At 69.0% G+C, this 13371-nt stretch carries 12 protein-coding genes; 5 read left to right on the top strand and 7 right to left on the bottom strand.

The features are described from left to right. Positions 1 to 126 precede the first annotated feature (126 nt). Entirely contained in the window at positions 127 to 642 is a 516-nt protein-coding gene (locus FGD71_RS24485) for a winged helix-turn-helix transcriptional regulator (protein WP_240436736.1), read from the bottom strand. 89 nt (positions 643 to 731) lie between these two features. Here FGD71_RS24485 and FGD71_RS24480 point away from each other — a divergent pair, with 89 nt between their 5' ends. Beyond that, positions 732 to 2246, top strand: a complete 1515-nt coding sequence (locus FGD71_RS24480) for an MFS transporter (RefSeq protein WP_119102655.1) — start codon at positions 732 to 734, stop codon at positions 2244 to 2246. Between the two features lie 26 nt (positions 2247 to 2272). Then, positions 2273 to 3490 (top strand): 4-hydroxybenzoate 3-monooxygenase, encoded by a 1218-nt coding sequence (locus FGD71_RS24475; RefSeq protein ID WP_119102654.1) that lies wholly within the window; start codon positions 2273 to 2275, stop codon positions 3488 to 3490. A gap of 75 nt (positions 3491 to 3565) precedes the next feature. Here the strand turns inward: FGD71_RS24475 and rarD are convergent, their stop codons facing one another. After that, positions 3566 to 4510, bottom strand: a complete 945-nt coding sequence (gene rarD, locus FGD71_RS24470) for an EamA family transporter RarD (RefSeq protein ID WP_420878341.1) — start codon at positions 4508 to 4510, stop codon at positions 3566 to 3568. A 222-nt stretch (positions 4511 to 4732) separates the two neighbouring features. Continuing rightward, entirely contained in the window at positions 4733 to 5590 is an 858-nt protein-coding gene (locus tag FGD71_RS24465; RefSeq protein WP_119102652.1) for an SDR family oxidoreductase, read from the bottom strand. Between the two features lie 93 nt (positions 5591 to 5683). On the opposite strand from FGD71_RS24465, the gene FGD71_RS24460 reads away from it, so the two are divergent. The 3 genes from FGD71_RS24460 (at position 5684) to FGD71_RS24450 (ending at position 7278) form a co-directional block, all read left to right on the top strand. Further along, positions 5684 to 6082, top strand: coding sequence for a winged helix-turn-helix transcriptional regulator (locus FGD71_RS24460; protein WP_119102651.1), 399 nt, complete (start codon positions 5684 to 5686; stop codon positions 6080 to 6082). A gap of 247 nt (positions 6083 to 6329) precedes the next feature. After that, positions 6330 to 6893: a DUF6082 family protein gene (locus FGD71_RS24455; RefSeq protein ID WP_119102650.1), complete on the top strand. Its 564-nt coding sequence runs from the start codon at positions 6330 to 6332 to the stop codon at positions 6891 to 6893. Positions 6894 to 7020: 127 nt separating this feature from the next. After that, positions 7021 to 7278 (top strand): hypothetical protein, encoded by a 258-nt coding sequence (locus FGD71_RS24450; protein WP_240436735.1) that lies wholly within the window; start codon positions 7021 to 7023, stop codon positions 7276 to 7278. A 108-nt stretch (positions 7279 to 7386) separates the two neighbouring features. On the opposite strand, the gene FGD71_RS24445 is transcribed toward FGD71_RS24450, so the two are convergent. From FGD71_RS24445 to FGD71_RS24430, 4 genes are all read right to left on the bottom strand, one after another. Further along, the gene (locus FGD71_RS24445; RefSeq protein ID WP_119102649.1) at positions 7387 to 8481 is read right to left on the bottom strand and encodes a 2-oxoacid:ferredoxin oxidoreductase subunit beta; all 1095 of its coding nucleotides are present in this window, start codon (positions 8479 to 8481) and stop codon (positions 7387 to 7389) included. Further along, a complete protein-coding gene (locus FGD71_RS24440) occupies positions 8474 to 10408 on the bottom strand; it encodes a 2-oxoacid:acceptor oxidoreductase subunit alpha (RefSeq protein WP_119102648.1) in 1935 nt (644 codons plus the stop codon). Before FGD71_RS24440 ends, FGD71_RS24445 begins: the two co-directional genes overlap by 8 nt. A 454-nt stretch (positions 10409 to 10862) precedes the next feature. Next, positions 10863 to 11576, bottom strand: a complete 714-nt coding sequence (locus FGD71_RS24435; protein WP_276147153.1) for a response regulator transcription factor — start codon at positions 11574 to 11576, stop codon at positions 10863 to 10865. Between the two features lie 322 nt (positions 11577 to 11898). After that, on the bottom strand, positions 11899 to 13254 hold the full coding sequence (locus FGD71_RS24430; protein WP_119102647.1) for a sensor histidine kinase: 1356 nt from the start codon (positions 13252 to 13254) through the stop codon (positions 11899 to 11901). Between the last annotated feature and the right edge of the window lie 117 nt (positions 13255 to 13371).

Raw genomic sequence — 13371 nt, 5'->3', positions numbered from 1 at the left:
GGGTATGTCAGCCTCTCCGGCGTTTGAGGAGCGGGGGTCCGGGGGCTGGCCCCCGGGAACGGGGTCTGGGGCGGAGCCCCAGAAGGATGGGACGGGTAGGGGCGGCGGGGGCGAGAAAACCCCCGGTCACACCCCCCGCGCCTCCCGCTCGTCATAAGCCGCCCGAGCAGCCGCGATCTCGTTCTGGTGCTCCTCCGTCCACGTCACCAGCGACCGGATCGTCGTGTGCAACGTCCCCCCGAGCGGAGTGAGTTCGTACTCCACCCGAGGCGGCACCACAGGATGCACCGTCCGCTGCACGAGCCCGTCCCGCTCCAACTGCCGCAGCGTCACCGTCAGCATCCGCTGGCTGATCCCGTCGATCTCCCGCCGCAACTCCGTGAAGCGCAGCCGCCGACTGTCCAGCAGAGCGATCACGAGCAGCGACCATTTGTCGGCCACCCGGTCGAGAATCTGCCGCACCTGGCAGTCCTCCCGGGTGTCCCACTGGAAGGGGTCCGGATCGCCATAGTCCACGGAGTTCGCACAGTTCACGGAATCGACGGTGCCCGTTGCGTCCGCGGCACCCGCGGCACCCGTGGCACCCGCGGCACCCACGGTGCCGCCGTGGTTACTCGGTGACTTCAAAGTGCCTTCTTCCATGCCTGCCGATGCTGCCGCAGGCTGGCCATGGTTACAAGAAAGAACCGACCCTCAATCGGGTAACCGACCCCTACTTCAGGAGAGTTGCGATGGGCACCCGTGCCTGGGCCCTGCTGCTGGTCCTCTGCGGAACGATCTTCCTAGAGGGCATCGACGTAGCCATGCTGGCCGTCGCCATCCCGTCCATCAGATCCGATCTCGACCTGCCCACGGACACGGCGGCGTGGGTGATGAGCGCGTACGTACTCGGCTACGCCGGCTTCACCCTGCTCGGAGGCCGCGCGGCCGATCTCCTCGGCAGACGCAGGATGTTCCTCACCTGGCTGACGGTCTTCCTCGCCTTCTCGGGCCTGGGCGGCTTCGCCACGGAAGGCTGGATGCTGATCGTGGCCCGCTTCATCACCGGCGTCTCGGCGGCCTTCATGACACCGGCGGCGCTGTCCCTCATCACGACGTCCTACGAAGAGGGCCCGCAGCGCAACAAGGCCCTGCTCGTCTTCGCGGGTACGGGAGCCGGCGGCTTCTCCCTCGGCCTGGTCATCGGCGGTCTGCTCACCCAACTCGGCTGGCGTTGGGTCTTCTTCGCACCGGTACTGCTGGCGGCGGCGATCCTCGCGGCAGCGGTACGCCTGGTTCCGAAGCAGTCGAGCGAGGCGGGACCGGGAACGCAGGGGCGCCCCCGGTCACGTAAGACGGAACTCGCCAAGGGCTTCGACATCCTTGGTGCGATCACGGCGGCCAGCGCCATGCTGCTCGCCGCCTACGCCGTCGTCCGCCTCGAACACGGCTTGGACGGCTGGCAGTTGACGGCCGGAGCGGCAGCCGCCGCCGGAATCCTCTTCGCCGCCTTCATAGCCGTCGAACGCCGCACCCCGGCCCCCCTCGTCCGGCTCGGCATCTTCCGCGAGGCATCCGTCGTACGGGCCGACCTCGGCGCGCTCCTCTTCGTCGGCGCCTTCTTCGGCTTCCAGTTCGTCGTCACGCTCTACCTACAGGAACTGCGTGGCTGGTCCTCCCTCGAGACGGCGCTCGCCCTGGTCGTGATGGGCTGCGACGCGATCCTCGCCCCCGTGCTCACCCCCCGCCTGGTCTCCCGCTTCGGCAACGCGCGGGTGATCCTCGGAGGCTTCGTCCTGGCGATCGCCGCGTACGGGCTCTTCCTTCCCGTCGGGATGGACTGGACGTACGCCGCCATCTTCCCCACCGTGCTCATCGCGGGCGTCGCCTTCGCCCTGGCCTACGGTCCGCTCACGATCGCGGCGACGGACGGCGTCACGGAGTCCGAACAGGGTCTGGCGGGCGGCCTGTTGCACACCGCGACCCAGTTCGGCTCGGCCATCGGCATCTCGGCGGTGACGGCGGTGTACGGACTGGCCTCCTCGGCTGCGGGCGCAGGCGCGGTCCCGGGTGCCCCGGGCTCCGCCTCGGCCCCGGAAGCCACGCTGTCCGCCTTCCGCGCGGCTCTGATCGTGCCGGTGGTGATGGTGACGCTGGGCGCCCTGCTCTCCTCCTTCGGCCTGCGCGGGCGGAGGAAGCGGACATCCGGTACGTCTGCCGCAGTGGCCACCGAGGCCGCCAACCCCGCGCCGGAGACGGTGAGTTGAGTGGAGTGCACCGCCATACTGTCGCCATGACGGACGCCGCTGCTCCCTCCTCACCGCAACAGCGCACCTCTGTCGTCGTCGTGGGAGCCGGCCCGGCCGGCCTCACCGCCGCCAACATCCTCCGCGCCGCCTCCGTGGACTGCGTGGTGCTGGAGACCGAGAGCAGGGAGTTCATCGAACAGCGGCCGCGCGCGGGATTCTTGGAGGAGTGGGCGGTGCGGGCGCTGGAGCGGCGTGGCCTCGCCGAACGGCTGCTGGCGAACACCCAGGTGCACACCGAGTGCGAGTTCCGGCTGGAGGGGGAGCGGCACACGTTCCGGTACGGCGAGGTGACCGGACAGCGCCACTTCGTCTATCCGCAGCCGCTGTTGGTGACGGACCTCGTGCGCGTGTACGCGGACGAGCGGGGCGGTGACATCCGCTTCGGCGTACGCGACGTGGAGTTGCGAGGGATCGACTCGGACCGGCCCTCGGTGTCGTACACCGACCCCGAGACCGGCGAACGCCTACGCGTCGACTGCTCGGCCGTCGCCGGCTGCGACGGTGCGCGCGGTGTGACCCGGACCTGTCTGCCGCCGGAGCACACCGCCATATCCCGGTACGACTACGGCATCGGCTGGCTGGCGCTGCTCGCAGAGGCGCCGCCGTCCTCCGACTGCGTCGTCTTCGGCATCCACCCGCGGGGTTTCGCCGGGCATATGGCCCGCAGCCCGCAGGTCACCCGCTACTACCTCGAGTGCCCGCCCGGCGACGACCCGGAGAACTGGCCGCACGAGCGCGTGTGGGCCGAACTCCACGAGCGGCTCGCGGCAGCCGGGGCCCGGCCGCTCACGGAGGGGCAGCTGATCGAGAAGCGGGTCCTGGACATGCGCAGCTACGTCGTGGAGCCGATGGCGTACGGGCGGCTGTATCTGGCCGGTGACGCGGCCCACTTGCTGGCGCCGATCGGCGCGAAGGGCATGAACCTCGCGATCCATGACGCCCTGCTGCTCGGTGACGCCCTCGTCGCGTACTGCGGCAAGGGCGACGAGCGTGGGCTCAGCGGCTACTCGGCGGCCTGTCTGCCGCGGGTGTGGCAGTACCAGGAGTTCTCGCTGTGGTTGTCGGAGATCTACCACGGCGCCTCGTCCGGCGACCCGTTCCTCGCGGGCACCACAGCGGCCCGCCTGCGACGGACCCTCGCCTCGCCCGCCGCCGCGGCCGACTTCGCCGAGTTGTTCCTCGGCAAGGACACGGACTACTGACTACTGCCCACTGATCAACAGGAGGGCGAACCGGCCACCGGCCACCCGCCACTGACTACGGCCTCGGGCCACTGACTACGGCCTCGGGCCGGCGGTTGGCTCCGAAAGCTCCGGCTCCGAAAGCTCCGGCTCAGGCGCGCCCGCGCCGGCTTCCGCCGCCCGCGGAGTCGTGCTCGTCCGCAGAGCCGCCCTCGTCCGCCGTGACGTCCGCAGCGCATCCCACGTCAGCAGCGACAGCGCGCCCCACACCAGCACGAATCCGGCCCACCGCTCGGCGGGCATGGCCTCGTGGAAGTACAGGATGCCGAGCAGGAACTGCAGCACGGGCGCCAGATACTGGAGCAGGCCGAGCGTCGACAGCGGTACGCGGATCGCCGCCGCCCCGAAGCAGACGAGTGGTGCCGCGGTCACCACACCGGTGGCGGCGAGCAGCGCCGCGTGCCCGGCGCCTTCGGAGCCGAACGTCGCGTCCCCCTGCCCGGAAAGCCACAGCAGAAAGCCGAGCGCGGGCAGGAACTGGATCGCGGTCTCCGCCGCCAGCGACTCCAGACCGCCGATGTTGACCTTCTTCTTCACCAGCCCGTACGTCGCGAAGGAGAAGGCCAGGCAGAGGGAGATCCACGGCGGCCGGCCGTAGCCGATCGTCAGCACGAGGACGGCGGCGAAGCCGACGCCGACCGCCGCCCACTGCGTGGGCCGCAACCGTTCCTTCAGGAGCAGGACGCCCATCGCGATGGTGACGAGAGGGTTGATGAAGTAACCGAGGGACGCCTCCACCACATGGCCGGTGTTCACGGCCCAGATGTAGACACCCCAGTTGACGGTGATGAAGGCCGCGGCGACGGTGATCAGCGCCAGCCTGCGCGGCTGCCGCGCCAGCTCGCCGGCCCAGGCCCAGCGCCGCATCACCAGGAGCGCGATCACCACGAACCCGAGCGACCACACCATGCGGTGAGCGAGGATCTCGACCGCGCCGGCCGGTTCGAGGAGGGGCCAGAAAAGGGGGACGAGGCCCCACATGCCGTATGCCGCGAATCCGTTCAGCAGACCTATGCGCTGCTCGCCCTTGGATTCCACCGGCACGGCAACTCCCTCTTCGCACGGCATCGTGCACAGTCTTCGCGCACGGCCCCCTCGCACGGCTGCGAGCGCAGCCCTGAAGACGGTAACGCCGGACACCCCCGCCCGTCATGCCCGTATCGCCATACGGTCATGACAGGCGGGGGTGGGAGGCCGAAGGGCTCAGCTCTTGAGCGCCGCCGCGATCGCGTCCGCGATCGGAGTGGTCGGGCGGCCGATCAGCCGGGCCAGGTCCCCGTTCCGGCCCTCGAGCAGCCCGCGCTCGACGGCCTTGTCGACGTCCACCAGGATCGCGGCGAGGGGCTCGGGCAGGCCGGCGCCGGTGAGGATGCCCTGGAGCACCTCGCCGGGCACGTTGTTGTACGCGATCTCCTTGCCGGTCTGCTTGCTCAGCTCGGCCGCGTACTCGGCGAAGCTCCAGGCGACGTCGCCGCTCAGCTCGTACGCCTTGTTCTCGTGACCCTCGCCGGTCAGTACGGCGACGGCGGCGGCGGCGTAGTCGGCGCGCGAGGCGGAGGCGACCCGGCCCTCGCCCGCGGCGGCGACGACGGCGTTGTGCTCCAGCACCGGAGCGAGCTGCTCGGTGTAGTTCTCGTGGTACCAGCCGTTGCGCAGGAGGGCGTACGGCAGTCCGGAGTCGATGATCAGCTTCTCGGTGACCTTGTGCTCGGCGGCCAGGTCGAAGTCGGCCTCGGGGCCGCCCAGCACGCTCGTGTACGCGAGCAGCGCGACTCCGGCCGCCTTGGCGGCCTCGATGACGGCCGTGTGCTGCGCGACCCGCTGCCCGACCTCGCTGCCGGAGATCAGCAGCACCTTGTCACCGGCCGCGAAGGCGCCCTTCAGGCTCTCGGGTGCGCTGTAGTCGGCTATCCGCAGCTCGACGCCGCGCGCGGCGAGCGGCGCGGCCTTCTCCTTGTCGCGGACGAGGGCGACGACCTCGGAGGCCGGGACCTTCTCCAGCAGTCCCTCGATGACGAAACGGCCGAGGTGTCCGGTGGCGCCGGTGACGACAATGCTCATGTTCTCGCAGCTCCTTGTGGGGTGGGTCCGAGCACTCACCCTAGGGGAGGCGCTAACTCTTCGAAAGTACCCACTTTGAGGTAAGGTACTGGCATGGCCGTAAGTGCAAGCGTCAGCGCGTCATCCGCCGGCAAGTGGAATCTCCAGGGCGAGGAGATGTGCCCGTACCGCCTCGTTCTGGAGCACGTCACCAGCCGCTGGGGCGTCCTCGTCCTGATCGAGCTCCTGGACCGCCCGTACCGCTTCAGTGAGCTGCGGCGGGCGATCGGCAGGGTGAGCGAGAAGATGCTGACGCAGACCCTGCAGACGCTGGAGCGGGACGGTCTGGTGCACCGCGATGCGAAGCCGGTGATTCCGCCGAGGGTGGACTACTCATTGACGGACCTCGGCCGCGAGGCGGCCGAGCAGGTGCACGCGCTCGCCGCCTGGACCCATCGCCGCATGGACGAGGTACAGAAGGCGCGAGAGGTGTACGACGCGGCCAAAGAGTAGCTATGAGCAGGCCTGATGCATTCTGTCGGAGCCAACTGAACGAATGCGGACGGCGTCTGCGGGGCACATATATATCAGGGCGTCGGTCGACATAAGCGGCACGTCCTTCTATGCGCCCCCTCTCCGCCTCCCACGCCGACTTGAGCTTCCGGGCACGCTGGGGGCGGGGTGGTTTCACCCACCGTGCGTCGGTCCAGTGGTGCCACCGGCCGGTGCGCGGTCACCGGACCCGGGGGGATAATTTGACATGGTCACACTGACTCCGACCGCCAGGAAAATCGCTTCTGCGCTGGTGGCCGGGCTGAGCCTGATGCGCTCCCCCTTCGCGCGCGACTCCCGTGTCAGGCGCCAGGAAGAGCTGATGCTGGAACTCCTTCGGCAGCTCGCTCGCGTGGCCGAGGAGCTCCAGCGCGCGAATCTGATCCAGCATCACCGCCTCGTCGTGGAACAGCTCGACCGAGAGATCGACGATGCGGCGCTCGCCGACGCGTCGAGCACGTTGACCGGTCTCTCCGAGCAGAGGCATCGGCAGATGATTTTCGCCAATCGTGCTTACGGCACCGTGCTGGTGGGCCATCAGATCGGCCGGCTCACCTGGGAGGAACTGATCGGTCATCTGCGGGTGCTGTGCCGCAATCCCGTCTTCGCGGAGTACTGGGAGCGCACGGTCGAGCACCGGCGGAGTCTTCCCGTCGACTCCCTGGAGGGACGGGTCGGTGGAGTGGTCGACACCATCCTGGAAGAGCTCGCGGACGACCCGGACGAGTGGTGGGTCGTGGGCCAGGTGGACTTCGATTCTCCAAACGGATGATTGATGTGTGGCGAGCGCTGCGAGTGGCCAGAAATAGCAGGGGTCGCCGTGACCCTTAGGTGTCGCACTCGTTGTTAATGCTCACGTCTGACACGCGGGGCCACCCGCCCCAGAGGGGACCATTCCGTTGCGCATTGACCTCTCGTCCGCGCGTATCACCCGCCGTCTCGGAGACCCCCCGAGCAAACGGGGATCGGTCACCAGTCAAACCTGCCCTGACCTCTTCGAACTGTCCGACGGCAACTTCGCCGTCATCGGCACCGAAGCCACCACCGCTCTCGATCCCCACCTCCCCTCCGACGCCGCCCGAGCCGACTACGAGCGCATCGTTGTGATCAGCCGGGACACGCTGATCCGCGCCAAGAAGGACATCCCCGACGCCTAGGGCCTGTCGTTTGGATCACGCCTGGGCCGCGGGGCTTGGCACGCAAAGCGCCCAGGTGCCGTACGCGATGTGCGTACGGCACCCGGGCGCTCAGGTGTCAACTGCCCGTCAGCCGACGACAGTCCAGGTGTCGCCTCCCGCGAGCAGCGCTGCCAGGTCACCCTTGCCGTTCTGCTCGATCGCCGTGTCCAGTTGGTCGGACATCTGCGTGTCGTACACCGGCCGGTCCACCGACCGGAGCACACCGATCGGCGTGTGGTGCAGCGTGTCCGGGTCGGCGAGGCGCGACAGCGCGAACGCCGTGGTCGGCGACGGGGCGTGTGCGTCGTGCACGAGCACCTGCGACTCGTTCTCCGGCGTGACGGTGACGACCTTCAGGTCCCCGGTCAGCGAGTCGCGCACGACGCCCTTCGAGCCGAGGCCGCTTTCCAGGGGAGCCCCGAAGCGGATCTGCTGCCCGTGCTGCAGACGGATCACGGCCTCTTCGGCCTGCTGCTTGTCCTTGAGGGCTTCGAAGGCGTTGTCGTTGAAGATGTTGCAGTTCTGGTAGATCTCCACCAGCGCCGTGCCCGGGTGGGCGGCGGCCTGACGCAGCACCTCCGTCAGGTGCTTGCGATCGGAGTCCACCGTCCGCGCCACGAAGGACGCCTCCGCCCCGATGGCCAGCGAGACCGGGTTGAAGGGCGCGTCCAGCGAACCCATCGGCGTCGACTTCGTGATCTTGCCGACCTCGGACGTCGGGGAGTACTGGCCCTTCGTCAGACCGTAGATGCGGTTGTTGAAGAGCAGGATCTTCAGGTTGACGTTCCGGCGCAGGGCGTGGATGAGGTGGTTGCCACCGATGGACAGCGCGTCGCCGTCACCCGTGACGACCCAGACGCTCAGGTCCTGCCGGGACGAGGCCAGGCCCGTGGCGATGGCGGGCGCGCGGCCGTGGATGGAGTGCATCCCGTAGGTGTTCATGTAGTACGGGAAGCGGGAGGAGCAGCCGATGCCCGAGACGAAGACGATGTTCTCTTTCGCCAGGCCCAGTTCGGGCATGAAGCCCTGAACCGCGGCGAGAATCGCGTAGTCACCGCAGCCGGGGCACCAGCGCACTTCCTGATCGGACTTGAAGTCCTTCATGGACTGCTTGGCCTCGGCCTTCGGCACGAGGGAAAGTGCCTCGATCGTGCCCGTGCCTTCCGTGGTCGTCTCAGCCATCGATGGCCTCCTTGAGAGCCGTGGCGAGCTGCTCAGCCTTGAACGGCATGCCGTTGACCTGGTTGTACGAGTGCGCGTCGACCAGGTACTTCGCCCGGACGAGCGTGGCGAGCTGACCGAGGTTCATCTCGGGGATCACCACGTTGTCGTAACGTCCCAGGACCTCGCCGAGATTCCGCGGGAACGGGTTGAGGTGGCGCAGATGGGCCTGCGCGATGGCCTCCCCGGCCGCGCGCAGCCGCCGGACCGCCGCGGTGATCGGCCCGTACGTCGACCCCCAGCCCAGTACCAGCGTTTTCGCCTCGTGCGGATCGTCGACCTCGACGTCGGGCACGTCGATGCCGTCGATCTTCGCCTGCCGCGTACGCACCATGAAGTCGTGGTTGGCCGGGTCGTACGAGATGTTGCCCGTGCCGTCCTGCTTCTCGATGCCGCCGATGCGGTGCTCCAGGCCCGGAGTGCCCGGGATCGCCCACGGGCGGGCCAGCGTCTGCTCGTCGCGCTTGTACGGCCAGAACACCTCGGTGCCGTCGTCCAGGGTGTGGTTCGGGCCCTGGGCGAACTGGACGCGCAGGTCCGGCAGTTCGTCCAGATCCGGGATGCGCCAGGGCTCGGAGCCGTTGGCCAGGTAGCCGTCGGAGAGCAGGAAGACCGGAGTGCGGTAGGTGACCGCGATCCGGGCGGCCTCCAGGGCCGCGTCGAAGCAGTCCGCGGGCGTGCGCGGCGCGACGACCGGCACGGGGGCCTCGCCGTTACGGCCGTACATCGCCTGCAGGAGGTCGGCCTGCTCGGTCTTGGTCGGCAGGCCGGTGGACGGGCCGCCGCGCTGGATGTCGATGACCAGCAGGGGCAGTTCCAGGGAGACGGCCAGCCCGATCGTCTCGCTCTTGAGCGCCACACCGGGACCGGAGGTGGTGGTGACGGCCAGCGACCCGCCGAAGGCCGCTCCCAGGGCCGCGCCGATGCCCGCGATCTCGTCCTCGGCCTGGAAGGTCCGTACGCCGAAGTTCTTGTGCTTGCTCAGTTCGTGCAGGATGTCCGAGGCCGGCGTGATCGGGTACGAGCCGAGGTAGAGCGGCAGGTCCGCCTGCTGGGACGCGGCGATCAGACCGTAGGACAGCGCCAGGTTCCCGGAGATGTTGCGGTACGTGCCCGTCGGGAAAGCCTGCGACGCCGGGGCGACCTCGTAGGAGACCGCGAAGTCCTCGGTGGTCTCGCCGAAGTTCCAGCCCGCGCGGAACGCCGCGATGTTCGCCGCCGCGATGTCCGGCTTCTTGGCGAACTTCGTGGTCAGGAACTTCTCGGTGCCCTCGGTCGGCCGGTGGTACATCCAGGACAGCAGGCCGAGGGCGAACATGTTCTTGCTGCGCTCGGCCTCCTTGCGGGTGAGGTCGAACTCCTTGAGCGCCTCGACCGTCAGGGTCGTCAGCGGCACCGGGTGCACCTGGTAGCCGTCCAGCGAGCCGTCCTCGAGGGGTGAGACGGCGTATCCCACTTTCTGCATGGCCCGCTTGGTGAACTCGTCCGTGTTGACGATGATCTCCGCGCCGCGCGGCACGTCGCCGATGTTCGCCTTCAGGGCCGCCGGATTCATCGCGACCAGCACGTTCGGCGCGTCACCCGGAGTGAGGATGTCGTGGTCGGCGAAGTGCAGCTGGAAGGACGAGACGCCCGGCAGGGTGCCGGCAGGGGCGCGGATTTCCGCGGGGAAGTTCGGCAGCGTCGACAGGTCGTTGCCGAAGGACGCCGTCTCCGAGGTGAACCGGTCGCCGGTGAGCTGCATACCGTCACCCGAGTCCCCCGCGAACCGGATGATCACACGGTCGAGCCGACGGACATCCTTCGTGCCCGAGCCCTCCCGTTTGCGCTGTTCTCCTACGACGGCTCCGTCGGCCTGCTCCGCTGGACTGCTGACCTGGCTGGTCACTGAACTGGACCTCCCTCGAGGCGGCTGTCTGGGAGCGGCCTTACCACAGGCCTTCCCAAGCTCAACCCTACGTCTGTAAGGGTCGCCTTCCCTCGGCCGTTCGCATGATGGACACCACTTTGAGACGGTCCGACGCCCTGATTTGACATGATTTATTCGCCCCCCGGCCCTGCTTCTGAAGACGTTGCCCGCTCATCCTTTGGTTCTAGGGATCTCACTACCGATGTTGCTCTCGCCGTCGCCCTGGCCTCTGGTTCGGCCGCTGCCTTCCTCGCTGTCACCTCTTGGTGGGTGGCGGACCCTTTGAGCTGACATGGTGTCAGATGGTCGGGCGGTGAAGGTGGACGAGGCGGCCGACGTGTCCCGGCGAACGGGACGGGCACGGCGGCCACGGCCGTCACCATGGCCGGGTCCGGCATGGCGGGCATGGCGATCATGGGCTCGGCCGCGGTGGTCATGAGTTCAGATAGGTGAGGACCGCGAGGACCCGTCGGTGATCCCCGTCACTCTGGGACAGGCCCAGCTTCAGGAAGATGTTGCTGACGTGCTTCTCGACGGCTCCGTCGCTGACGACCAGCTGCCGCGCGATGGCGGAGTTCGTCCGCCCCTCGGCCATGAGTCCTAGGACCTCTCTCTCGCGCGGCGTCAGTCCCGCGAGTACGTCCTGCTTCCGGCTGCGGCCGAGCAGCTGAGCCACCACCTCCGGGTCGAGCGCCGTGCCGCCCTGGGCCACCCGCACCACCGCGTCCACGAACTCGCGTACCTCGGCCACCCGGTCCTTGAGCAGGTAGCCCACGCCGTGGCTGGAGCCGGCAAGGAGCTCCGTCGCGTACTGCTCCTCCACGTACTGTGACAACACCAGTACGCCGAGTCCCGGGTGGTGCTTGCGTAGCTGTACCGCGGCCTTGACGCCCTCGTCGGTGTGGGTCGGTGGCATCCGGACGTCGGCGACCACGACGTCCGGCAGCGCCCCCTGGGCCGCCAGCTCCGTGATGGTCTTGATCAACGCCTCGCCGTCGCCGACGCCCGCGACGACTTCGTGCCCGCGGTCGGTCAACAGCCGAGTCAGCCCCTCTCTGAGCAGCACCGAATCCTCGGCGATGACCACCTGCACCCTGTCCTCCACGATCCTCGGCCCCCCAGCCCACTCGTACGACAGCCCCAGCATTCCAGCATTCGGCTACCGGTGGGCCCACAGAGTGGAATCGCTCCCGTCGGGCTGGGGCAAACGCTTACTGCTGGTGAATGGGGCGGGGTCGTGTGCCGGTGCGTCCGCCCGTCGCCGCCGGGGGCATACGGCGTCCCCCTTTACGGGGCGCGGGCTTTGAGGGGCGCGGGGAACTGCGCGACCAGCCCCAGACGGCCCGCAGCCGAGATGCGAGCCATCGTGGGGGCTGGGGGCTGGGGGCTGGGGGCGCAGCCCACCGGTTTCGGGAAGGGGTGGGTTCGGGGAAAGAAAACCCACCCCCCACCCCGTCAGGGGGAGGCGCTCACTCCCGCCACGGCAGCTCCGCCGTGACGCGAGTGGGCCCGGCGACGGGAGAGTCGATCACGAGGATGCCGTCGACCGCGTCAAGCCGCTCGGCGAGCCCCGCGAGACCGGACCCGGCGGAGCCGTCCGCGCCGCCCACCCCGTTGTCGACCACCTGCAGCATGAGCCGGTTCTCGACCCGCCAGACATCGACGTACGCACGCGTCGCCCGAGAGTGCTTGCTGACGTTCTGCAGCAGCTCGGACACCGTGAAGTACGCGATGCCCTCGATCGCGGGCGCCGGCCGCCCCGGCAGATCCACCTCGACCTGAACGGGCACCGTGCACCGCGAGGCCACCGCGGACAACGCCGCATCCAGCCCCCGGTCGGTGAGCACCGCAGGATGAATCCCCCGCGCCAGATCCCGCAGCTCCTGCAACGCCGTCTTCACCTCGCCATGCGCCTCGCCGACCATCCGCGCCGCCGCCTCCGGATCCTCCGCCAGCTTCTCCTTCGCCAGCCCCAGATCCATCGCCAGCGCGACCAGCCGGGCCTGCGCCCCGTCGTGCAGATCCCGCTCGATACGCCGCAGGTCGGCCGCCGCCGTGTCGATCACGACTCCGCGGTCCGACTCCAGCTCCACCACCCGCGTCGCGAGCCGCGACGGCCCGAGCAGCCCGTGCACCATCAGCCGGTCCACCGTTGTCAGCGCCCGCACGATCCACGGCGTGGCCAGCGTGAGCAACAGCCCCACCGACGCGGTCACGGTGATCTCGAAGGGATTGTCCAGGTAGATCCGGTGCGTCTCGTCCCCGTACAGCTGAAGCCCGCCCTGTCCGCCGTACATCGGGAAGAGCCAGAACCACAGCGGATACGTCAGCAGCGCCCAGCCGTACGCCCAGAAGTTCACCGCCACCGCGAACGCGAACACGGCCCACGGGAAGTGCAGCACCGCGTACAGCAGATGCCGCCAGGACGCCCCGCTCTTCAGCATCGCGCCCATCCATGCCATGGCGCCCTGCCGCCGGACCCGCAAAGGCTCCGGCGCCGCGACGTCCAGGCCCAGCAGCCCGCGCGCCCGCGCCCGCTCCAGCGCGCCCAGCCCACGGCAGCCCGCGAGCGCCGCGGCGAGCACCGGTATACCGAGGAACGTGATCAGCAGGCCCGCCCCCAGCGCCACCATCGTGACGGCGAACGTGAAGGTCATGATGCTGACCGGCAGGCTCAGCATCAGATAGCCGAGCTCGCGCCAGCTGCGGGCCTCGATCGGCGCCCGCAGCGCGGCGGGGAGCCGGTGCCGCCGCTCCTCGACGCCCTCCCCGCGGAAGCCGGACCCACCCTTCAGCCCGTATCCCTGTCCGTACTCCGTCGCCATGACCGTCGTCCGTTTCTACTCGTCCACTCGTCCGCTGTTGTAGCTCCACGGTGCTCGGTGCGAGGTCCGCGAACCATGGAGCACGTCGGCGTCTTCGGGCGGGGGTTTTCCCTACCT

This window comes from Streptomyces sporangiiformans, from assembly GCF_005768555.2.
Lineage (GTDB): Bacteria > Actinomycetota > Actinomycetes > Streptomycetales > Streptomycetaceae > Streptomyces > Streptomyces sporangiiformans.
This window is presented reverse-complemented; position numbering and strand designations above follow the sequence as displayed.